This is a genomic window from Hymenobacter mellowenesis (genome assembly GCF_030581005.1).
In the GTDB taxonomy this organism is placed as follows: Bacteria; Bacteroidota; Bacteroidia; order Cytophagales; family Hymenobacteraceae; genus Hymenobacter; species Hymenobacter mellowenesis.
In genome coordinates, this window is the sequence record NZ_JAUQSX010000003.1 from 339,627 (window position 1) to 362,444 (window position 22,818).

Genomic DNA, 22,818 nt, shown 5'->3' on the forward strand with positions numbered 1-22,818 from the left:
GGAAAAGCATGGTGTTGAATTAATTACTGGTAAGCGTCAGACTGCCTGGCGCTAGGCCTTCTGCCATGGCCTTGATGGTAATAGTCCCAGCCTTCTCCGTCGTCTGAATAATTGCCAACGCCATCCCGTTGTAAGCCTTGCGTTCCGGCTTTTTAAACGACTCCATGCTAGCCTGATACCCGTTATCCACGCCAGCAATGAACCCCGGGCCGCTCACCGAAAACTTCACCAGATTAGTTGCGTCGGGAACCAGGTTGCCAGCCGCATCCAGCACACGCACTGTTATAAAGGACAGGTCTTTGGCGTCGGCGCGCAGCTTACTGCGGTCGGCAGTGAGTTCGATTTTGGCCGGCGGGCCGGCGGTTTTGATGGTGCTGGTCAGCACGGTCTGGCCGGCTTTGCGCGAAATGGCTTGCAGGGTGCCGGGGGCGTAGGGCACGCGCCACATCACATGCAGGTCGTCGGTATATTTCTTTTTAACACCCAGAGACTTACCGTTCAAAAATAGCTCCACTTCGTCGGCCTGGCTGTAATAGGCCCACACATCCACGGTTTGGCCGGGGCGCCAGTTCCAGTGCGGCAGCAGGTGCAGCACGGGCTGGGTGGTCCATTCGCTTTGGTACAGGTAATAAGCATCCTTGGGGAAGCCGGCCAGGTCAATAACGCCGAAGTAGGAGCTGCGCGCTGGCCAGGGGTAGGGCAGGGGCTCGCCTAAGTAATCGAAGCCGCTCCACACAAAGGCGCCACTGATAAACGGGCTGTTGCGGACGGCCCGCCAGGCGGCTTCGTGGGTGGCGCCCCAGTAGGGCGCGGCGTGGTCGTAGCTGGAGGCGGTGAAGTCGGCGTTGCCGGTGGTGAGCTTGGTTTTGCCGTCCCGGGGCCAGATGCGCAGGCTGTCGGACGGCAGGTCGTAGTGGCCCCGCGTTTCATACGCCGCCGCGATTTCGGTGGCCAGGAATTTCTGGCCAGGAAAGCTAGCGGGCAGCTTGGGGTAGTCGGCGTGCTTGTAGTTGAAGCTCAACACGTCGAGCACGCCGGCCTGGCTGATGAAGTTCTTGGCTGGCTCCTGCTCCGTCAGGGCCGAGGTGACGGGCCGCGTCGGGTCGAGGCGCTTTACGGTGGCCGTCAGCTCGCGGGTCAGGCGCGTGCCGGTGCTGTCGAACTGCTCCCGGATTTCGTTGCCGATGCTCCACAGAAACACGCTCGGGTGGTTGCGGTCGCGCCGAATCTGGTCTTCCAAATCACGATGGTGCCACTGCTTGAAATCGAGGTGGTAGTCTTGGCCGTTCTTCTTTTTCTGCCACATGTCTAAGGCCTCATCCAGTACCAGAAATCCCATCCGGTCGCACAAGTCCAGCAGCTCCGGCGCGGGCGGGTTGTGGGCGGTGCGGATGGCATTGCAGCCCATCTTTTTCAGGATTTCCAGCTGCCGCTCCATGGCGCGCAAGTTCACGGCCGCGCCCAGCGCCCCCAAATCGTGGTGCTGGCACACGCCCTGGATGCGCAACGGCTGACCGTTCAGCAGAAAGCCAGTTTGGGTGAACTCACAAGTGCGGATGCCCAGCGGCGTTTCGTATTCGTCCTCAAGCGTTTTGCCCGTCAGAATCGTGGTTTTCACCCGGTACAGATACGGTTTCGCCACCGACCAAAGCTGCGGATTTTTAAGGTTGAGCTTCTGAGAAACGGTAGCCGAAGCCCCCGGCAGCTGCACGCCCGGGGTCAGCTGCCGCGCTACTTCCCGGCCGCTTTGGTCGAGCAGCACCGTTTGCAGGCTCACCTTGCGGGGCGCGCCCGTGGTGTTGCGCAGCTGGGTTTGCACGGCCACCGTGGCGGCCTGCGCGCTCACGGCGGCCGTGGTCACGAAGGTGCCCCACTCGTCCACGGCCACTTGGTGCGTGGTCACCAGCCGCACGTTGCGGTAAATGCCGGAGCCCGTGTACCAGCGCGAATCGGGCTGGGCCGAGTTATCGACCCGCACGGCCAGCACGTTGGCCTGGCCCGCCGGGCGCAGGTAGCGCGTCAGCTCGTAGCGGAAGGAGATGTAGCCGTTCGGCCGCTGCCCCAGGAGTTGGCCGTTCAGCCATACCTCGCTGCGCTTGTACACCCCATCGAACTCGATAAATATGTTGCGCCCGGCCGTGGCCGGCAGCGTGAACGTCTTGCGGTACCAGCCGATGCCGGTGGGCAGGCCGCCGCCTTCGGGCTTGGCGGGGTTCTTTTCATCAAACTGGCCCTCGATGCTCCAGTCGTGCGGCAGCGTGAGCCTGCGCCAGGCGGCGTCGCTGAACGTGGCATCTTTCGCGCCAGCTTCGTCGCCGAGGTAGAACTTCCAGCCCTGGTTGAAATCCGCCACCACCCGCGTTACCGGCTGGGCCCCAAAGATGCTTTGGGAGCTGAGTAACAGTAGAAGTAAGGGAAGAAGCAGACGAGGCATTGGATGGGATGTAGAGACGCGACACTTCGCGTCTCGTCGTTGCTGATGTTGTTTAAATGGCGTGGTGTCTGTCGTTCAGGCGGGAGACGCGAAGTGTCGCGTCTCTACATCGTTCAATTTTTGGGTTCTTTTGGTTTCTTCACCGGCGGCGCGATAAACGCCACCATACTCTTGCCCAAGTCCTTAGACGTAGCCACCGCAATGCCGCGCTGGTCGGGCTTGTTCACGGCGCAGTAGTAGTGGTATACCACACCTTTGTATTTCAGCACGAAGGACTTATGGGCAAATAGCTCGTCGTAAGGCTCGGAGGGCTCAATCAAATTCGCGCCGGTCCAGTCGGTCCAGTGCGTAAGGTCGTAGGAGCAGGCGAAGCGGTTCACGGCGCCCTTCACGCCGGGGTAGAAGGCGCCGAAATAGAACATGACCCACAGGCCCTTATCCACTTCATCCATTTTTTGCAGGTAAGCATCACCAGTGATGCCGGTGTGATGGTTGAGCACGGGGTTGCGCAGGTAGCGCGTCCAGTGCGTCATGTCGTCGCTCACGGCCATGCCGATGCGCTCGGCGCCGCGCTTGGCGTTGAGGCTGTCGCCGTTGGCGTTGTAATACATCACGAACGGGTGGCCGGTGAGCTTGCTCTTGTCCCAGACAACCGAGCTTTTGTAGATGGTGTGGTTTTCCCACCAGCGCACGTCCTTGTCGTCGGGGCGCAGCACGGGTTTGGCTAGGCGCTGCCAGGTGGGCAGGGTGGTGGGGTCTTTAGCAGTAGAAGCTAGGCTGATGGAGAGCACGCCCTTCTCGTAGCCGCGCGAGTTGCCGCCGAAGTACGACAGCCAGTACTTGCCTGCGTAGGGCTGCCACTCGTAGCTACCGCCCCACTTGGGGTCTTGCAGGGCCACGTAGCCGGCCTTTTGGTTGGTGTCCCAGTCGGTAGTATCGGTGAAAGACAGGATTTTGCCTTTGGTTTCCCACTTTAGCAGGTCCTTGCTCTGGGCCAGCCAGGTTTCGTAGCCGCGCCCGTCGTAGATGATGTAGGTCATCCACCACTGCCCGTTTTTGCGGAACACGCTGGGGCAGTCCATCTTCTTCTTATTATCGTCGGTGACGAGCACCAGGCCGTACTTGTAAGGCGTTTTCACCTCCTCATACACCTTCTGCATCGCGGCGGGGGGCACGGCGGCAGGCAGCGCTTTTTGTGCCCAAACCGACTGGCCAAGGCCGCTAAGCAGCAAGAGAGAAGCAAGTTGAGTTTTCATGCGATTACAAGGTTGCGTTAACCTCAAAATGATAAGTCCCCGAACCCGCCTTGATGCGCGCCCGGCCCTCCGCAAAGCCCAGCGACTGGAACTCCGGGTGCTTCTCCAGTGGCTGGCCGCCTTCCGTGATGCGCGCCGAAGCGGTGGCCGGCAGGTAAATCGTGGCCGTAGTATTGGCCGGAATGGTTACCGTCAAATCGAAGGAGTTGCCAGCCTTTTTCCATCTCGTCGCAATCAGGCCGTAAGGCGACTGGTGGCTGGCTTGGGCGTTGGTCACGTCGCCCACCGGTTCGGGCCGGATGTCGATTTTGTTGAAGGCCACCGAGCCTTCGGCCGGCCGGATGCCCGCCAAGCCGCTGTAAAACCACTCCGTCAAATGCCCCAGCATGAGGTGGTTGTTCGACACCGTGGGCAGCGCCGCCCACGACTCGGTGAGGGCCGTGGCGCCGTGCGCCAGTTGGTAGCCGTAGCCGGGCACGTCGGCGCGGTTGTTCATCGCAAAAATGACGTCGGAGCGGCCAGCGTCTTCCAGCACGCGCAGCAGGTAGCGGTAGCCGATGTCGCCGGCCGTCAGGGCGTTGTCGCGGGTGCGCAGGTCCTGCACGATGTTCTCCACCACCGCTGCCTTGTCGGCCGGCGCGACCAGGCCCATGTACACAGCCATGGCGTTGGCCGCCTGGCTGCCGGTGGCGTACTGCCTGGTTTGGGGGTTGAAGAATTTGGCGTTAAAGGCGGTCTTTACTTCGGCGCCCAGTTTTTCATACTCGGCGGCCTCATCGGTTTTGCCCAGCAGCCGGGCTATTTGGGCCAGAATGGTGAGGTCGTAATAGTAAGTAGCCGTGCCGGTTACGCCCATCGGCGTGAGCTGCGACACGCCCGGCGGCTTGGGGCCGAGGTCGTACCAGTCGCCCAAGCCCTGCGCGAGAATATGGCCGCTGGCCTTGGTGCCGAGGTAGGCCACGTAGCGGCGCATCAGGTCGTAATTCTCGGCCAGTACCTGCCGGTCGCCGTACCATTGGTACACGTACCAGGGCAGGATGATGCTGGCGCTGCCCCACTCCGGCGAGTCGCGGAACATGTCGCCGCCCCACTCAAACTTCACGTACTCGGGCGCGATTTCCGGCACCAGCCCGTTTTCTAGCTGCGAGGCGCGCATGTCGGCCAGCGTTTTGCGGCACAGCGTGGCCATGTCGTAGCCGTAGCGCAGTGAGGCCCCCATGAGGTGGGTTTGCTCCAGCCAGCCCAGCTTTTCGCGGTGCGGGCAGTCGGTGAGCACGCTGGCCAGGTTGCTTTTCACGGCCCAGTCTATCAGCGTATGGGTGCGGTTGAGCAGGTCATTCGAGCACGAGAACGAGCCCACGCTGGCCGCTGCGTTGCGGGTGTGCAGGGACGTGAGACTCAGAATTTCGGGCTGGTGCTTCGGGTTGCTTTCACCCTTGGGCACGCCCCCTTCCACCTGCGCGTAGCGGAAACCGGAGTAAGTAAAGCGGGGCCGCCAGGTTTCGACGCCACTGCCTTTCAGGATGTACGTGAAGTAAAAGCCGCGCCCAGTGTTCTTCTGGGTCACTGTTTTGTCGGCTCCGAGCAGCTCGGCCGGCGTAATCCGCACGGTGTCGCCGCGCTGGCCTTTTACCTGGATTTCGATGATGCCCGAGGCATTCTGCCCGAAGTCGTACACCCACTTACCGGGTTGGGCCTGGGTCGTGCTTTGGGCTTTGAAGGTATCGAAAACCTGCAGCGGCTCCTGCTCCTGCGCCACCAGTTCGGGCGGGCCCTCTACCGAAACCACGGGCCGCCAGGCCTGGTCTTTGAAGGCGGCCGTGGCCCAGCCGGCTGGCGCCAGGTCCGCGTTGTAGTCCTCGCCGCCGTAGATGCTGCTGAAGCTAACCGGGCCGGCGGCGGTACGCCAGGTTGGGTCGCTCACCACGTCCTCGTGCGAGCCATCGGCGTACATCAGCGCCAGCCGGCAAATCAGCTTGGGGTAGCCGAACGCCGACTTGAGCTTGCGGTACCGCTCCTTCACCGCTGGCACGTAGTAGAAGCCGTTGCCGAGCATGACGCCCAGCGCATTTTGGCCGTTCCTGACCAGGCTGGTCACGTCAAACGTCACGTACTGGGCCTGCTTGTCGTACTTCGTCCAGCCGGGGTCGAGGAAGTGGTTGCCAATCTTTTGCCCGTTCAAAAGAGCTTCGAACTGCCCCAGGCCGCTGATGAATAGTGTGGCTTGAGTGAGCTGTTTTCTGGCCGTGAAGGACTTACGCAATAGCGGCAGGGTGTTGTTGTCGCGGTAAGTGTCCTTGGTGCCGTCCACGGGCAGCACGGTCACGCGCGCGGCGAGCAGCTGCTCGTGGGCTATCCAGCGGGCGCCTTTCCAGTCGGCGGCCGAAAACAGGCCCGTTTGCCACTCGCTAACTGCCGACCAGGCAGACGCGCCGCCTTGGTTGTCCCAGGTTTTGACCTTCCAGTAATACGTGTGGGCCGGCTGCAAAGCGCTGCCCGCGTAGCTCACTTGGACGGAAGCGGCCGACTGGATTTTGCCCGAGTCCCAGGTGTTGCCGAGGTTCTTGTCGAGGCTTGGGCGGCTGTCCGCTACCAGCACCTGATACGCGGTTTGCCGCACGTTGCGGCGGTCGGTGTGCAGCTCCCAGCTCAGAGCCGGCGTGCGGGTTTGCACGCCCAGCGGGTGGGGTTGGTATTCACATTTCAGGTTTGCCACGGCCAGTTTTTGCGCGGCGGCCGGATGATAAATCAGTACAATGAGCGTGAGCAAAACGGCAGCAGCAGGCGAGGGGTAGAAGGAAAGAAAAGTCCTTGTTTTCATTGCCTTGAATTTCGCTGCGACGGTGCTGGGCTGGGAAGGGATGGAGCGACAGGAATAATGGGCCTGACCGGATAAGGCCATTGACAAATGTAGAATTTGAGCCGCCCAGCCCCGTGCCGGGCTTTGGCATCTTGTTGTAGGATGTTAGCATGCGCCTCAGCGGGGCTACGGTCGGGTTTTTTCCAACCCTAGGAGCGGGCACCCCGTTAAGCGGCTAATCATTGCGCAAGGCGCCGGAAGTATCATGAAGGAGAAAATCGCCGCCATCGCAGGAGCTCTGGGTGCCAGCTTGTTGCTGGGCGCCTGTCAGGACAAGCCCTCGCAACCCACCGCCACCGAGGCTGCCGCCCCGGTAGCCGACATCACGGCCGATACCCTGAAGCGGGTGCGCGCCCCGAGGCAGCCGGTACCGTTCGTAGCCCCCACGAAAATTGGACGGATTCTGGGTGATAGGAGCCCGTCGCCGCCCGCCAGCCGCTAGGCCAGGAGGCGGTTTGGGTGAACTGCCGCTAAGCCAGGCGTCAGCACAGTACAGGAAGGTTGCGGGGTGAAAATCCTGGTGCTTGCGCCATGCTACCACGCGCCGCCTGCCTGTTTTTATTGCTGCTGAGCTTCTGCCGAAACTTGGCCGCCGCCCCGCCCGCCGCCGGTTTCAACGTCCGGGATTTTGGGGCGAAAGGCGACAGCGCCACGCTCGATGGCGACGCCATCAACCGGGCCATTGCGGCAGCGACGAAGGCTGGCGGCGGCACGGTGTATTTCCCGGCGGGTACCTACCGCAGCTACTCCATCCGGCTGCAAAGCCACATCGGGCTCTACCTCGACCAGGGCGCCGTGCTGCTGGCCGCCGCGCCCGTGGGCGCCACCGGCTACGATGCGCCCGAGCCGGCCGACAACGACAAGTTCCAGGATTTCGGGCACAGCCACTGGCACAACAGCCTGATTTGGGGCGAGCGGCTGGTGGATATTTCCATCCTCGGGCCGGGCACCATTTATGGGCAGGGCCTTACGCGGGAAGGGCCGCACCAGTCCCCCGTCGGCAACAAGGCCATTGCCCTGAAGCTGTGCCGCAACGTGACGCTGAAGGATTTCACGGTGCGGCAGGGCGGCCATTTCGCGCTGCTGGCTACGGGGGTGGACAACCTCACCATCGACAACCTCAAGCTCGACACCAACCGCGACGGCCTCGACATTGATTGCTGCCAGAACGTGCGGGTGAGCAACTGCACTGTCAATTCGCCCTGGGACGACGCCATCTGCCTGAAAAGCTCCTTCGCCCTCGGCTACGCCCGCCTCACCGAAAACGTCACCATCACCAACTGCCAGGTGAGTGGCTTCGACCGCGGCAGCTTGCTCGACGGCACCTACCGGCGCAACGAAGCCGCCCTCGTGCCCGACCACGAGGGGCCTACCGGCCGCATCAAGTTTGGCACCGAGTCGAACGGCGGCTTTCGCAACATTGCCATCAGCAACTGCGTGTTCACCTACTGCCGCGGCCTGGCTTTGGAAACCGTGGACGGCGGCCTGCTCGAAGACGTGACCATCAGCAACATCACGATGCGCGACGTTACGAACTCGCCCATTTTCCTGCGCCTCAGCAGCCGGCTGCGGGCGCCAGCCGGCACCGCCACGGGGCAGCTGCGCCGCATCAATATCAGCAATGTCACGGTGTATAATGCCGACGCGCGCTTTGCCACGCTAATTAGCGGCGTGCCGGGCCACCCCATTGAGGATGTGCGGCTGAGCAACATCAGCATCTGGTATCGGCCGCTGGATGCGGCCTCGGCCGCCGCTATTCAGAAGGACCTGCCCGAAGACGAAAAAGGCTACCCAGAGCCCCAGAAGCTGGGCGTCGGCCCGGCCTACAGTTTCTACATCCGCCACGCCAAAAATATTGAGCTGAACGACGTAAATATCCACCTGCTGGGCACCGAAACCCGGCCCGCGCTTATGCTGACGGATGTGGACGGCGTGAGCCTGCGCAACGTGTCGGCCGATAGGGCGGGGCTGGTACTGAAGAACGTGCGCGGGCTGGAAGTGCGGGGTAGTGAAGCGTTGAAGAAGTCCATCAGCACGAGGTTGGGGCGGGGCCTGCCCCCGCCCGCCGTTGCCAATTAAACAGAACGTCATGCAGAGCGCAGCGAAGCATCTCGCGTGCCATCACTAATCAAGTAATTGAATTACTACCACAAGCGAGATGCTTCGCTGCGCTCTGCATGACGTTCTCGTTTTCCCAAATCCCACCCCATGAAACACACTTTAGCACTATCCCTTTTCCTCCTCACCAGCACCGCCTACGCTCAAATTGGACGCCGCTTCCCATCCGAAAAAAAGACAGTAAAAGACCCTGTAACTGGCACGCCGCTCACCTTTCTCACCAGCACCCCGGCCGGCGATTCCAAGATTTACCAAACCCACAACCAGTGGACCAGCGACTTGCAATGGCTCATTTTTCGCTCCAATCGGGCGAAAAACGAGGCTCTGGCCGTGAATGAGAAAACCGGCGAAATCGTGCAGGTGAGCGAGGGCGGCTACACCGGCATGCTCAACGTGGCGCGCAAGGCCATGAAGCTGTACTTCATGCGCGACCTGCCGGGCGCAACCAAAGACCAGCCGGCCGGCGTGCAGATTGTGGAGGTGGACTTAGCTCGGGTTTTTGCTGATAGCAAGGCCGGCCATATGCAGCCCGCCAGTAACTACCAGCGCATCTGCGGTACCACCCCGGCGGAGTTGCAAGCCGGCGGCGACATGGCCCTCGACGGCGACGAAACCTGGGCCTACTTCCGCGTGGGCAAGGACGAAGCCGCCCGCCACCTTGCCCCCGGCATCAAGCTGGAAACCGAGTTTGGCCCGCGCCACATGGGCGCTGGCCCGGCCGGCATCGCGGCCATGAATGTGCAGACCGGCGCCATCAAATACGTGGTGTCGGTGCCGTTTCAGATTGGGCACATCCAGACCAACCCCTGGGTGCCGGGCGAAATCGTATTCTGCTGGGAAACCGGCGGTAAATCGCCCCAGCGCACCTGGACGGTGCAGGCCGACGGCAGCGGCCTGCGCCCGCTCTACCCCGAATCAGAATATGAATGGGTGACGCACGAGGCCGTAATTACCAAGGACGAAACCGCTTTCGCTATCATGGGCCACCGGCCCATCCCGGCCGTGGCCAAAGACGTGGCCCCCGGCACGCCCGTGGCCGGAGCCAACCCCGGCCAGGAAGCCGCCTGGGGCCTCTCCGGCACACGCGAGAAACCGACGGGCCTCGCCATCGTCAACCATCGCACCCGTGAAATGACCATTGTGGGCCAGACGCCCAGCGGCAGCGGCCTCTGGCACGTCAGCGGCTCGCCCGACGGCCGCTGGGCGGTGGGCGACGACTTCGCCCGCAATATTTATTTGATAGACCGCCACACTCACGAAATGCTGCTGCTCAGCACCAACCACAAAACCACCGCTGCCGACCACCCGCACCCCACCATGAGCCCCGATGGAACGCGGATTGAGATTCAATCGGCCATGCTTTCGGCTGATGGGAAGAGCATGAATATTTGTGTGATTCCGGTGCCTGCGGCGTGGCTGAAACGGAAGTATTAACCCGTAGCGTGGACTCTGCGAGTCCGCGCCCTATTGAAAATCATAACGACTGCGAAATGCGCGGGAGGGCGCGGACTCGCAGAGTCCACGCTACAAGCCAATCCACTAATGAACGCGACAATAAACGAGTCCTGCTACCGCAAAATCTTCCTCGCTCTCGTCCTCTGTGCCGTTTATCTCACCGCCCACGCCCAGGAAGACCGGGGGTTCAAAGTCTATAAATTCCCGGCCAACATGATACCCCGCATCGACGGCAAGGCCGACGACTGGGCCATGTTCCCGAAGGAGTACATCGTGGGCACCAACCAACTGCGCGACGACTCCGGCCACTATCCCAAACCCGATTCCACCAACCTCGACGTGAAGGTGCGCGTGGCCTGGGTGGCGGGTCTCAACCGGCTCTACTTCCTCTACGAAGCCTACGACAACTACTGGGATTTCAGCCTGCCGGGCTTGCACAACGACACCTTCGAAATCGTGGTGGACGGCGACCTTTCCGGCGGCCCGCTGACGGCCGAAATGCACCCCAACCAGGACCTGCCGCTGATGGAGCGCTACTTCGCCTTCCACGGCGTGCACGCGCAGAACTACCACATTTTCATGCCTGCCGAGGGCAAAGACTGGGCCCTGGCCTGGGGTGCGCAGCCCTGGATTAAAAAGCTGCCCTATTCCAACATCGCCTACAATTACGATTTCAAGCCCGGCCAACCCGGCAAGCTCACGGCCGAGTTCTGGATTACGCCCTTCGACTACGCCGGGACCGAAGGACCGGCCCGCGCCGTGGAATCGGTGCTGACGGAAGGCAAGAAAATCGGCCTCACCTGGGCCGTGATTGACTACGACGACGTGGTCGACGAAAGCAAAAAAGGCTTCTGGAATCTGTCGAAAAACCACAAGATGTACGGCAATTCCAGCCTGGGCACCGTCTTCACGCTGCTACCCCTGGCCGCGCAGTATCTGCCGAAACTGGCGGCCCAATGGTCGTTTCAGGTGACGGACATGGCCCACCGCCAGGTCACGTTCACCGACGAAAGCCGGGGCCCCATCAAGCGCTGGCACTGGGACTTTGGCGACGGTAGCACATCCACGGAGCAAAGCCCCGTGCACCGCTATAAGGAGGCCGGCAAGTACATCGTGGTGCTGGATGTAGATGGTCCGGCCGGCAAGGCCCGCATGGCCAAGGTGTGGGACGTGGCGGTGAAGTAATCGGGCCATCGTTAGGTAGCGCTACCTTGGCGCAGGGAAGCCCATAAATCGGTGCTATGTCGGCCAATTATTAGCCCAATACAACCAACCATGAAGCATTGCTGGCTCCTACTCCTCCTGTTGCTTTCCTCCGCTTGCTCGGGGCAAGAACGCACGTCGGCCAAGGCATTTCCCGCCATTGCCCTTACCAACCGGATAGAATTTGCCGACCCCCGCTTCGACCAGCCGCGGTTTAGCTGTGGATTCTTGCTGGTGCATAATCGGGACACCTTCGCCGTTACGGCCCGGCACCTGCTGAAAATCATCAAGACCAAAGAAATGACGCGCCTCTCCCTGGGCAACAGCATCAAATCCTGGTCGCTTTTTTCGTTGCCGAACAAAGACAAACGAGTAACTACCGGACAGTTACTGAATGAGGATACTTCGATGTCGTTGGACGATAAAGCCACCTACAACGAAGACTGGCTGGTGTTCTCGGTGCGCTCCAATGGCACCGCGGTGAAGCCCCTGGCTTTCCGCACCACGCCCCTGCAACCGGGCGAGAAGCTGTACGTGGTGGGCTGGACCCGCCACATGGAAGAGGGCCCGCAGCGGGTGTATGAGTTCGAGTACTACAAAACGGTTGACCACCGCATGCTGCTGAAGGACGTCATTGTGCCCGAACAGTTTGGCGGGCTAAGCGGGGCTCCGCTGGTGGACGAGCAAGGACAATTTGTTGGGATTGTATCCAATGGAACCATAGACCCGGTTTCGAAGCAGAAATACTTCTCCCCCTGCCCCGTAGATGGCCTCTGCGCCTTCATCGAGAAGTATCAGAAGAAATAAGCGGCTGCTTCCACAACCGTGCATTCTTTCGGCCTATGGCACAAGGCGGTAATAACAAGCGGTGAAATAGCTAGCGTGCCATAATAGCCAGCACGGGCGCCACCAACAGCCGGGAGCCAGCGGCATCGAGATGCAAGCCGTCAGCAGTCATGGTGTTGATGTCCAGGCCCGGCGTTTGATAGCCGTTCACGAAGAGGGAGTGGGTGCGTTTCGCCACCTTTTGAAAGGCCGTGCTCATGGCGCGGACTCGCTCGTTGCCGCCCTGGTATTTGGGCAGGGCTTCGGCTTTTGTGCCGTAGGGCGGCGGGGAGATGATGATAATCCGGGCCTGGCGAATGGCGGGGTAGGGGCAGGTTTTAATCTTCTTGACGAGGGTTTCTAGGTTCGCTGGGACTTCTTTTTGGCGGTCGGCAAAAACGGCTTTGGCGTCGTTGGTGCCCAACTCCAGCACCACGAAGTCGAACAGCCGGTCCTTGGTAAACTCGGCCGCTTTGCGCAGGTTTTCGTCGATAACCAGCAGCGAATTCAAGGTGCTGTCGCCGTTGTTCACGAACCCGATGGTGCGGCCCGATTTGCTGATATTGAAGACCTGCGCCTGGGGCAGGGCCAGCTCCAGCTGCTTGGGCCAGCTCTGGGGAAACGTGCCGTTGCTGTCGCCCAGGGTAAAGATGTTGAGGGGCTTGTCCGACACCACCGGGGTTTGCGCGGGCAGCAGGGCCGGCAGGAGCAGCAGAAACAGGAGAAGCTTTTTCATGTGGGGAGGTGCTGGCTTTGAGAGTAATTAATCTTCCAATGCCAAGTCGTATTCTTTTGGAGAAGATGCACTGGTAACCAGCCGCCAACCGAGCTTCAATTTCTCTTCTGCATCTGAGCCAACGTAAAACGTACCTATGCGTCGGGTGTGCTTCTTGATGATTTTAGTTAACCCTTGAAACAGGAGGCCGGAGTACGAGCTTCGGGTACCAATCTGCAAAGAACCAGCAATCAAGATACCTGGTGTCAATAAGCCGCTAGGCTTGAAAACTGCCATGGCTGGATTCTCATACTGGTCCACAGAATATGAGTAGCCCCCTTTCCTTAGCGTGATTTTCCGAACAATAATTTCATCACTAGGCGCTGCTAGTAAATAATCGGGCGAATGATTCCAGTCTCCAATAGTGAGGTAGCCAAGTGATTTTACTTCTAGGAGAGAGGGAATCATCGGATTGTCAGGTGAAGGAAACATACCTGCTTCGTAGTACGAAACAGTATAATTTGATTCGAAGGATTGAATCACCGACACAAGTTCATTAGGCGTGAGAAAGAAGTACAGTTGGTTAGCTAGTCTCATATAGCCACAATTTAGCTGGAAGGCCTACTTCACAATCTGCACGGAGCTGTCGTTGATGCCATACGGGTGCTGCTTGAGCAGTTGGGTGATTTCGGCGCCGGCCAGCAGCACGGGGCCGTAGCCGTGGGCGGCGTACACGTTCACGGGGCGGTAGTAGTAGAAGGCGGGGTCGAAGCCCATGCCGGTGCCCACGCAGGTGCCTTCTACCTGGCCCTGGGCGTTGACTTTGGTGCTCACGGCGTTCCAGGCCAGCAGGGCCATGGGGCCGTAGGCCTGGGCATCGAGCCAACCCTGGTTCACGGCGTGGGCAATGGCGTAGGCGTAGATGGCCGTGGCCGAGGTTTCGAGGTAGCTGTCGGGGCGGTCGAGGAGCTGGTGCCAGAAGCCGGAGCCGCTTTGCTGGGCGGCCAAGCCGCGGGCGTGGGCGCGGAGCAGCTCCAGCACGGCCGGGCGGCCGGGGTGGTCGGCGGGCAGCACGTCGAGTAACTCGACTTTGGTGAGGATGGCCCAGCCGTTGGCGCGGGCCCAGTGGAACTCGGGGTGCTCGGCCATGCCCTGCACCCAGCCGTGCAGGTAGAGGCCCTTTTGCCGGTCGAACATGCGCGGGGCAAACTGCGTGATTTGCTTCACGGCCTCGTCGTAGTAGCGGGCCTCGCCGGTGAGCTTGCCCATCTGGGCCAGGGCCGGGATGCTCATAAACAGGTCGTCGAGCCAGAGGGTGTTGGGCTGGGGGCGGTTGCGGGCCAGGGTGCCATCGGGCAGGCGGAATTCCTTGGTCATGATGTAGTTGACGAAGTTGTCAATCATCGGCCGCAGGTTGGCTTTGGGGTCGAGGCGCTGGGTTTTTATCATGGCCGCGCAGATGGCGCCGGCATCGTCCAGCGCGTGGGGCTGCAGCACCGAGCGCACCGGCGTGGCCGCCTCGGGGTGCTGGGTTTGGTAGGCCTGGAAATAGGGCACCAGCTCGCCCAGAAAGGTGAGGCGGCTGCGGGTGTAGGCGGCGAATTTGGGGTCGCCGGTGGTTTCGGAGGCGCGCAGCATGCCGGCGTAGGTCACGCCCCACTCGTAGCTGCTGAGGCGGAAGTCGCCGGGCTTGATAATGGCGTCGGGGTTGAATTTGCGGCGGTCGGTGATGGCCGCGTTGGTCTTTTTATCGACCAGCTCGGCGGGCGTGGCGGCGTTGAGGTAGGCGTACACGCGGTCGAGCACCTGCTTCACGTCTTCGGCTTTGGTCTGGCCGTAGGGCACGGGGTAGTCGGGCTTGAGCAGGTGCAGCGGGGTGGTGGTGTCGTTGGTTTTTACCTGGGCGTGGGCGGGCGCGGCGGCCAGCAGCAGGAGCAGGGCCGGGAGGTGGGTTTTGGTCAGGAAGCGCATGCAGGATGGGAATGGCGATGATTGAGCCAAGGTATAAGCCGGGTAAGGGCGGATTCTCCTGCGCTGTCCTGCTTCTTTCTGACGTGGCGCCTCACCCCCGACCCCTCTCCCGAAGGAGAGGAGAGCCAGCCAATAACCGACGAAAGCCTATAACCCAGTCCTGCCGTGGCTCCCTTCTCCTTCGGGAGAGGGGTCGGGGGTGAGGCGCCACGCTGGGCCTAAAGTTTTCAGGCGGCACGACAGCCATTCTCGCAGGTTACCCATTCCCTCTAAAAAACCTTCTTCACCTGAATGCCATTAAGAAACGCTTCGCCCATTCGGGCCTTAAAATCAATGACAATGCCCTGCCCGTCGCGCACCGAAACCGGCACCTTGTAGCTCACGGCCTGCAGCGGCAGCAGGGCCGCCACGCTGCTCGGATTCGGCAACACGGCCAGCCCGTTCACCGAGACTGTGAAATCGCGGGTCTGTGCCGTCGGGGCTGCTGGCGTGCTGCCGCTGCCGGCTAGGTTGTAGGCCAGTTGCTCGGCTGGCGGGGCGGTTTCCAGCTCGGCAAAGTGCAGAGTTATTTCGTAGTCGCCGTCGGGCACATCAAGGCGAAACTGGTTCAGGCCCAAGCGTTGGGTTTCGTACACGGCGTCGTAGTCGGTGCCGAGAATGTTGCGGTCAGAGCCGTAGGGCAGGCGGTCGCCGGCCATTTTGTAGGGGTGGCCGCCCACGTAGCCCCAGCCGCCGGGGCGGTATTCCTGCTCGGGCACCCACACCTGATGCAGTTTTTCATCAGTGAAGAACCGCTCATCGCCGAGGCTCACGTTCAGTTCGGTGAAGGGCAGCTGGGCGGAACTCAGATTAGTCGGAATTAACTGGAATTCGATGTCGGCCAAATCCTCGATGGGCTGGCCGGCGGCCTGGGCGCGCAGTTGGTTCGGGCCCGGGCCGAAGGGCACCGAGAAGCGCGCCACGCCGAACGCGGCAGGCCGGGTGCCCAGGTCGCGGCCGTTGAGCAGCAGGCGCACGGCGGGCTGGTTGGTGTACACGTCCACCGGCTGGCGGCAAAAGAGCGAATCGGGCCCGGCGGCCGGGCCGGCCCGCAAGGTCCAGGCGCGGGAGCCGATGCGTAGGAACGGCGTTTTGAGCAGGTGGGCCTGGTATAACAGGTAGGCGTCCTTGGGCCGACGGTCGCCCGTCAGCAGGCTTTTGTTGTTGACGTGGGGCACGGCTTCCTGCCGGGTTTCGGAGTTGAATTCGGCCAGGTTCCAGACTGCGCTGCCGGCCACGAAGGCCCGTTCCAGCATGGCGCGCAGGTAAAATTCGTGGTAACGGTTGGCGTACTCCGTGGTTTTGTCGAAGCGCCGGGGCTGCAAGGCGTGGAGCCGCTCGTCGGAGTCGGCGCCGTACTCCGTAACCAGCAGCGGCTGGCTGGGCAGTTCTTTATGATGACGGTCGAGGAAGGCCGGAAAGCCCGAGAAGTCGCCCGAATACCAGCCCGCATACAAATTCCAGCCCAGCACCTGTGGAATGGTGAGCAGTCCCGCCTGCTGGTAGAGCCCAAAATCGCCGTGGCAGACCAGCATGGTGGCGCGGCCCGGGTCTTCGCGCCGGCTGAGGCTGTCGAGCCGCTGGGCCAGCGCCCGCACACGGCCCAGGTAGGCACGGCCGGCGTCGTTGTCACGCTTCAGGCCGGTGGGCAGGCGCAGCAGCACCTCGTTCATGTAGGCCCAGATGATGACGCTGGGGTGGTTGTAGCCCTGCCGTATCATCTCTGTTTGCATCGTCAGGCAATTTTGGAAGAAGGCGGGCGAATCGGTAATGGCGTTCACGACGGGGATTTCCACCGAGGCCAGAATGCCCAGCCGGTCGCAGGCGGCCAGCACGGCCGGGTCCTGCGGGTAGTGCGACACGCGGAGGAAATTGCCGCCCATTTGCTTGAGCAGCAACACGTCGCGCTCAGCCAGCGCATCAGGCAGCGCGTTGCCCAGGCCGGGGAAATCCTGGTGGCGATTGGTGCCGATGAGCTTGAGATGCTGTCCGTTCAGAAAGAACCCTTCGTTCGCATCGAACCGGAACCAGCGCAGCCCCACGGGGCTGCTCACCTCATCGAGCGGCGCGCCGGTTTTGCCTTCCCGCACCGCCGTCACCACGCGGTACAGGTACGGGTCGTCGGGCGTCCACAGGTGGGGCCGGGCCAGTTTCGGCAGCGCCTGCCGAAACGCCTGCTTCTGCCCGGGCTTCAAGGTTAGGCTGGTTTGCTGCCGGGCCACGGCAAGGCCGGCGCGGTCAAGCAGCTGCGAAATCACAGTTAGTTTGCGGTTGGTAGCGGATTCGTTAACCAGCGCGCCCGTCACCACCACGTCCGCTGCCTCGACCGATACGGCCGGTGTGCTCACGAAAACGCCTGCCGAGGCGTAGTTGTCAAGGTCGAAATGCACCGGCTCGGCTGCTACCAGATACACGTCGCGGTAGATGCCGCCGTAGAACGTAAAGTCGGCCGTGAGCGGCGGAATATCCGGGTTGTAGCGGTTGGTCAGCTTCACCAAGATTTCGGCCGTAGCCGGCTCGTTGCCGCTGAATTTCAGCCACTGGCTAATCGGAAAGCTGAAAGCTGCGTAGCCGCCCGCGTGCCGCCCGGCCAGCTGCCCGTTCACATACACCTCGGCCTCTTGGTTGGCTCCCTCAAACCGCAGAAACACGCGCCGCCGCTGCCAGTCGGCGGGCACGGCCAGCGCCTTGCGGTACCAGCCCACGCCGCGGTAGTAGCCGGGCTCGTCGTCGAGCACATCGGCGGCATTCCAGGTGTGAGGTAGGGATATTCGCTCCCAGCCCGCCGCCGTGGCCGACGCCTGCGCGGCCGTCAGGCCCGCTTCGTCTTTCCGAAAAAGCCAGTTGGAATTAATGGATTGGGTAAGGCGCTGAGCCGTGGCCGGCACGGCCAGCAATAGGAAGGCCAGAACAAGGTAGAGACGCGACACCTCGCGTCTCGGCGCCGGTGTCGCTTGAACATCGTTGTTCAACGCCGAAACGCGAAGTGGCGCGTCGCTACCAATGGTGTCTGTTTTGGCTATAATCTTCATCATAGCGGCAACAATACGGCATGCAAGCTCAGCAGCCGCCCAGCCTCAGTCTCGGAGGGCCTTGCTACGCGGCCTGCCGAAACGCCAAGGGCGTGGTGCCGGTGTGCAGCTTGAAAAACCGGTGGAAATAAGTGGCGTACTCGAAGCCGAGGCGGTCGGCGATGTCGGCCACGGGCCAGTCGGTGTGGTGCAGCAGCAATTTGGCTTCGGTGGTGAGGCGCTCGGCGATGTGAGCCGTGGTGGGCCGGCCCGTCACTTCCTTCACCGCCCGGTTCAGGCTGTTGACGTGCAGGGCCAGCCGGTCGGCAAAATCCTGCGCGTTTTTCAGCAGGGGCTCGTGGTACTGCCGCGTCACCGGAAACTGAATGTCCAGCAGGCTCATAAACAGGTTAGTGACCCGTTCAGCCGCATTGGTGGCCACCGCCGGGTAGGAGCGGGCCGGCTGTAGCCGCGCGGCCTCGTGCACCACCAGCGACAGCTGGTTGCGCAGCAAGTCGTCGCGGTGCTCGTAGTCGGAATCGAAATCCCGCCGCATGCGTGCAAATACCTCACTCAGGTAGCGCAGCTGCTCCTCATCGAGGTAATACACCGGGTTGCCATCGACGCGATAGAGCACCGAGTCCTTCAGGCTAACGCCGCGCATGGCCGAGTGCAGAAAAGGCTCCGTGAAGGCACAGATGTAGCCTTCCTGCTCGCCGGCGCCTCCTACCGGCTCCCACGAAAACGGTACCAGGCGGTTGGTGAATACTAGCGCGGGCCGGTCGATGGCGTAGCTGCGGGTGGCGTAATGCAGCTCATTGGCCCCTTGCCGCACCAGCACGCACTTGAAAACGTCGCGCCGGTCGTAGTGCCCCATGCCGCAACTGGCTTCCTGCATGGTCAGCACGGTAATTTCGCCGCCAGCAGGCGAGGCCAGCGGCCAGATTTCCGGACGCGAAGCAGGAGCCGAAGTATTGGTCATAACAGTGCGTGGCAGGACATTTTTCTTGAAAAGCGGAATTTCAGTGCGGAGGTTTTAAATCCAATCCAGCCCATTTAGTCAGGGAATAAGTTACCCGGCCGGAGTGGCAGCGCTGAGCTCATCAAAAGCCAGCGCCGACGATAGTTCCCGGTAGGCTGCGGTTTGCTGCTGCAGCGCAGCGGCCACCTGTTCGGCGGTTTCCACAGCATCGGCGCCGGCCATGAATCGGCGCGGCATCGGCAATTGGCCGACGATGGTGAGCAGCGCCTGCGCCAGCTTGGCTGGGTCGCCTGCCTGCTGACCGTTGTAGCCTTTCCAGAATTCCATTTGCGCTTCGCGGCGCCCATCGTAGTCGGCAATGGGCTGGTTGGCGAAATTGGTGGACTCTTCGGTGAGCAGCTCGGTACGGAAAAAGCCGGGATTAACCACCAAGGTTTCAAGGCCGAACGGCGCTACCTCGGCCTGCAAGGACTGCATCCAGCCTTCGAGGGCAAACTTCGACGCGGCGTAGGCGGCCCCAAACTCAAAGCCCACCAAACCCGCCGTCGACGAAATGGTGACGACCTTGCCGGCGCGCTGTCGGCGCAGCACGGGCAGCACCGCCCGCGTCACTTGCATGGGCCCGAGCAGGCTGGTGGCCATTTGCTGCTGCATTTGCTCCATGCTCAGTTCCTCGAAGAAACCGGCGTAAAAATTAGCGGCATTGTTCACCAGCACATCGAGGCGGCCAAACCGGTCCACGGCCGCCTGCACGGCGGCTCCGGCATCGGCCGCACTGGTAATGTCCAGCTTCACCACCAACAGGTTGTCGGCGAGGCCCAGCGCCTGAGCTACTTTTTCGGGGTTGCGGCCGGTGGCCACCACGGCGTGGCCTGCCGCCAGCGCGGCCTTGGCAATGTAAAGGCCCAAGCTCCGGCCTGCGCCGGTAATGAGCCACGTTTGTTGGTGCGCCATAGTCGTTATAAGTGGATTGATTACTTCTAAACGAGAAGTAATGCAAAGGTCCCTCACGCCGTCAGGGCACCCCAATACCAATCAAACCGCTTTGTGCACAAATCAAACCGATGTGCCCACTCACACCAATCGCCAAACGCTGGAAACGACGCCCCAAATGGCAAATAGCCATTGCAAATCCCGCCAGAGTCTAGCGACACAAGAAACCGGACAAGCTCGGCAACTAGCTGATGTACAAAGAAATATCCGCCCTTACGAGGCGGCTTTCTTGTAGTACTTAGGGGACTAAACGGATGCTCGCCAGGCTAGAGGAAACTCCTCGATATGGCCTGATTGGGCCGCAGGCTGGTTTCGGCCCGCAAGGCGTGGTATGGGCTGGCCCTGAAAAACGGAAAAACTGCCGCAAATTCTGCCACACCTTGCCGAGCGAACCGGGCTAGCGTTTGATGGGCCGTTGGTAGGTGAGCGAGGCCTGCACCGTGCGGCTGCGGATGTCGCTGCCGTAGGAATAAATGCCCGGCTCGTATTGCTCCTTCAGCTTGGTTAGGCCCGCGTAGGCGCGGAGGTCGAGGCCAAAACCCGCGGGTAGCTTCACCCCGGCCCCGAGGCAAACGCCCGCCTGCAGGCGCTGGTAATCGGTGAACGAAGGGTTGTCGAGGGCAAATTGCAGCGTGGTGGGACCGTAGCCGAGGTAGGTGAGGGTGCCCCGCTCGTTGGTGTTGAGCAGTACGCCAAGCTGCGGACCGGCTTCCACGTAAAAACGGTCCCGGGTGGCCCGCAACAGGATGGGCAGACTGGATTGGTTGAAGGTGAGCTGGTAAACGGCCTCAAAGGGGGCCTCGGCCGGGTTGGGATTACCGGTGACGAGGTTCGTGCTTTGGTGGCTGAACGCCAGGCCGGGCACCAGCGAAAGATGGGCGGTGAGGGGAAACTCGTAAAAGGCCTCTACGTGGTAGCCCACGCGTCCAGTGGCGGCCGTATGGCGGGAACTGGTATTGGCCGGAGTGGCTAACGTGCCGTAAAGGGCCCCGGCTTGCAGGCCGATGAACTGGGCGTGGGCGGTGCCTGTCAGTAGCAGGCCGGAGAGGGCGAGGAGAAGGTGGCGCATGAACTAAATGGAAATGAAGGCAGGAGCAACGGCAAGGAACGACCAAAATTGCACCCGCCTATACCGCCCACCGCCGGGTGGACTTGCGCATGAATTCCTCCAGCAGCCGCAACTCGTCGATGCCCACGTAGTGGTTGAAGACCTCCTCGGTCTGGTAGAGCTTGAGGGTGACGAAGGGTTTGTACCCAATCTTGGTGGTGAGCTTCAGGCGCTGGATGCCGGCCAGCTGCTGCACCACGCGCAGGAACTCGTTGGCCCGGTAGCACTCAGGTACGAGCAAATCGGTGGGGGAGAGGCAGCAGGTGCGCACCGGATTCGCTATTCGATAAATTGCCACAGGGCATAAAGAAAAAGGCCCTCACATTGCTGTGAGGGCCTTTCTTGTAGTCCGTAGGGGACACCGATAATTGTGTTCGTGTTGGAGTCAGCTGCGGGCTAATGCGCTCAAATGCTCTTTGGATAGTGTTTTGGGCCACATTTTCGACTTTGTGCATTAAGCAGGTTAGCGCATGTTTTAGCACTTGAACGCAGTAAATGTTTTACCCATTGTTTTACCCCTTGCCGAATATGCGTATTTTTGCGGAGTAAAACCCCATCCATATGGCGACCGTGAAAATCGTCCTTCGAGAGGACAAAATGAACAAAGCCGGTGAAGCGCCCGTGTACCTGCGCATCACCAAGGAGCGCCAGACGACTTACATCTCGCTTGAGCTACGTGTCAAACCTCAAGATTGGGATGTCGTCCTGTGTCAGGTTACTGGCTCGTACCCGAACAAGAAGCGCGTGAACAATTACCTGCTCCAGCGCAAGGCGGAGGCGATGGATACCGTGCTCAAGAAGGAAACGAAGTCTCATTCCTCCGAAAAACTCAAAAAGGTCATCAAAGGCGAGTCGTCGGAGAGCTTCCTGAAGTACTACGCGAAGCATTTGGCCAAGCTGGAGAAAGCGGCGAAGGTGAACACCCTGCGGAAAGCTCGCTCCGTCTACAACAAGCTCGAAGCATACCTTGGCAAACGCGACTTGTTATTCGATGACCTGACGGTCGCCTTCTTGAAGCAGTATGAAGCGCACCTGCGGGATGACTTGGGCAACAGCATCAACACCATTCATTCCGACCTGAAAATCTTCCGTAAGCTCATCTATGATGCCATTCGGGAGGACCTGGTTTCTCCCGAGCGCAACCCCTTTCTGAAATTTGGATTGGAAACGGAGAAAACTACGAAGGCCCACCTGACGGAGGAGGAACTGGACGCCATTTGGATGTTGCCCTTGAAGGAGGGGAGCAAGCAGTGGCACCACCGCAATTTGTTCGTTTTTGCTGCTGACGCGGGTGGCCCGCGCATCTCTGACCTGCTGCAACTCAAGTGGGGCAATTTCTCCGGGACGCACATCACTTTCACCACGCAGAAGACCAATGACATTGTGTCGGTGAAGTTGCGGACCCGCCCGCTGGCTATTTTGCAACTCTACCGCAAGGAGACGAGCAAGCCCTCGAATTTCGTGTTTGAGTTCATGCGCCCCGGTAAAGACTACTCCGACCCCTGGGTGCTGCAGAAGGGGTTGTCGGCGGCCAACGCCCACATCAACAAAAACCTAAAGATTATTGCCGAGCGTGCCGGCATCAGCAAGCATATCAGCTTCCACAGCTCGCGGCATACCTTTGCCACCCGTGCCCTGACCAAGGGAATGGACATGGAATCGGTGTCCAAATTGTTGGGTCACAATTCCATCAAGACCACCCAGATTTACGCAAAAATCGTGAACGGAAAGCTAGACCAAGCGATGGACGTGTTCGACTAAAGAGTGTGGGCGCCGCCGGTGTTTCGAAGACGTTTCCCTCGCCTGAGATACTCGCTTCGGCTGAAGATGACGAAACATTCTGCCAAC

At 60.9% G+C, this 22,818-nt stretch carries 17 protein-coding genes; 6 read left to right on the top strand and 11 right to left on the bottom strand.

Annotated elements, in window-relative coordinates; translation table 11 throughout:
* Positions 1-19 precede the first annotated feature (19 nt).
* The 3 genes from galB to Q5H92_RS07670 all read right to left on the bottom strand — a co-directional run bounded on the left by galB (position 20) and on the right by Q5H92_RS07670 (position 6,511).
* Positions 20-2,434 carry a beta-galactosidase GalB gene (gene galB / locus Q5H92_RS07660; protein ID WP_305010917.1) on the bottom strand — a complete coding sequence of 805 codons (2,415 nt, stop codon included), beginning with the start codon at positions 2,432-2,434 and terminating at the stop codon, positions 20-22.
* A gap of 113 nt (positions 2,435-2,547) precedes the next feature.
* Positions 2,548-3,690 carry a glycosylase gene (locus Q5H92_RS07665; RefSeq protein ID WP_305010918.1) on the bottom strand — a complete coding sequence of 381 codons (1,143 nt, stop codon included), beginning with the start codon at positions 3,688-3,690 and terminating at the stop codon, positions 2,548-2,550.
* Between the two features lie 4 nt (positions 3,691-3,694).
* Entirely contained in the window at positions 3,695-6,511 is a 2,817-nt protein-coding gene (locus tag Q5H92_RS07670; protein WP_305010919.1) for a family 78 glycoside hydrolase catalytic domain, read from the bottom strand.
* 244 nt (positions 6,512-6,755) lie between these two features.
* Between Q5H92_RS07670 and Q5H92_RS07675 the strand changes: the two genes are divergently transcribed.
* The 5 genes from Q5H92_RS07675 (at position 6,756) to Q5H92_RS07695 (ending at position 12,133) form a co-directional block, all read left to right on the top strand.
* Positions 6,756-6,992 (top strand): hypothetical protein, encoded by a 237-nt coding sequence (locus Q5H92_RS07675; RefSeq protein WP_305010920.1) that lies wholly within the window; start codon positions 6,756-6,758, stop codon positions 6,990-6,992.
* Between the two features lie 89 nt (positions 6,993-7,081).
* Complete coding sequence (locus Q5H92_RS07680) at positions 7,082-8,629, top strand: rhamnogalacturonidase (RefSeq protein WP_305010921.1); 1,548 nt, start codon at positions 7,082-7,084, stop codon at positions 8,627-8,629.
* 129 nt (positions 8,630-8,758) lie between these two features.
* Positions 8,759-10,102: a TolB-like translocation protein gene (locus tag Q5H92_RS07685; RefSeq protein WP_305010922.1), complete on the top strand. Its 1,344-nt coding sequence runs from the start codon at positions 8,759-8,761 to the stop codon at positions 10,100-10,102.
* Between the two features lie 108 nt (positions 10,103-10,210).
* Positions 10,211-11,308, top strand: coding sequence for a PKD domain-containing protein (locus Q5H92_RS07690; protein ID WP_305010923.1), 1,098 nt, complete (start codon positions 10,211-10,213; stop codon positions 11,306-11,308).
* 90 nt (positions 11,309-11,398) lie between these two features.
* Positions 11,399-12,133: a S1 family peptidase gene (locus Q5H92_RS07695; protein WP_305010924.1), complete on the top strand. Its 735-nt coding sequence runs from the start codon at positions 11,399-11,401 to the stop codon at positions 12,131-12,133.
* A gap of 70 nt (positions 12,134-12,203) precedes the next feature.
* Here the strand turns inward: Q5H92_RS07695 and Q5H92_RS07700 are convergent, their stop codons facing one another.
* From Q5H92_RS07700 to Q5H92_RS07735, 8 genes are all read right to left on the bottom strand, one after another.
* Positions 12,204-12,887 (bottom strand): SGNH/GDSL hydrolase family protein, encoded by a 684-nt coding sequence (locus Q5H92_RS07700; protein WP_305010925.1) that lies wholly within the window; start codon positions 12,885-12,887, stop codon positions 12,204-12,206.
* Between the two features lie 27 nt (positions 12,888-12,914).
* On the bottom strand, positions 12,915-13,463 hold the full coding sequence (locus Q5H92_RS07705; RefSeq protein ID WP_305010926.1) for a hypothetical protein: 549 nt from the start codon (positions 13,461-13,463) through the stop codon (positions 12,915-12,917).
* Between the two features lie 24 nt (positions 13,464-13,487).
* Positions 13,488-14,837 carry a glycoside hydrolase family 88/105 protein gene (locus tag Q5H92_RS07710; protein ID WP_305010927.1) on the bottom strand — a complete coding sequence of 450 codons (1,350 nt, stop codon included), beginning with the start codon at positions 14,835-14,837 and terminating at the stop codon, positions 13,488-13,490.
* Between the two features lie 269 nt (positions 14,838-15,106).
* Complete coding sequence (locus tag Q5H92_RS07715) at positions 15,107-17,911, bottom strand: glycoside hydrolase family 2 TIM barrel-domain containing protein (protein ID WP_305010928.1); 2,805 nt, start codon at positions 17,909-17,911, stop codon at positions 15,107-15,109.
* Positions 17,912-17,972: 61 nt separating this feature from the next.
* Positions 17,973-18,869 (bottom strand): helix-turn-helix domain-containing protein, encoded by an 897-nt coding sequence (locus Q5H92_RS07720; RefSeq protein WP_305010929.1) that lies wholly within the window; start codon positions 18,867-18,869, stop codon positions 17,973-17,975.
* Positions 18,870-18,959: 90 nt separating this feature from the next.
* The gene (locus Q5H92_RS07725) at positions 18,960-19,823 is read right to left on the bottom strand and encodes an SDR family oxidoreductase (protein ID WP_305010930.1); all 864 of its coding nucleotides are present in this window, start codon (positions 19,821-19,823) and stop codon (positions 18,960-18,962) included.
* 436 nt (positions 19,824-20,259) lie between these two features.
* Positions 20,260-20,931, bottom strand: a complete 672-nt coding sequence (locus tag Q5H92_RS07730; RefSeq protein ID WP_305010931.1) for a porin family protein — start codon at positions 20,929-20,931, stop codon at positions 20,260-20,262.
* Between the two features lie 58 nt (positions 20,932-20,989).
* Entirely contained in the window at positions 20,990-21,268 is a 279-nt protein-coding gene (locus tag Q5H92_RS07735; RefSeq protein ID WP_305010932.1) for a hypothetical protein, read from the bottom strand.
* Between the two features lie 263 nt (positions 21,269-21,531).
* On the opposite strand from Q5H92_RS07735, the gene Q5H92_RS07740 reads away from it, so the two are divergent.
* Positions 21,532-22,731, top strand: coding sequence for a site-specific integrase (locus Q5H92_RS07740; RefSeq protein ID WP_305010933.1), 1,200 nt, complete (start codon positions 21,532-21,534; stop codon positions 22,729-22,731).
* The last annotated feature ends 87 nt before the right edge of the window (positions 22,732-22,818 follow it).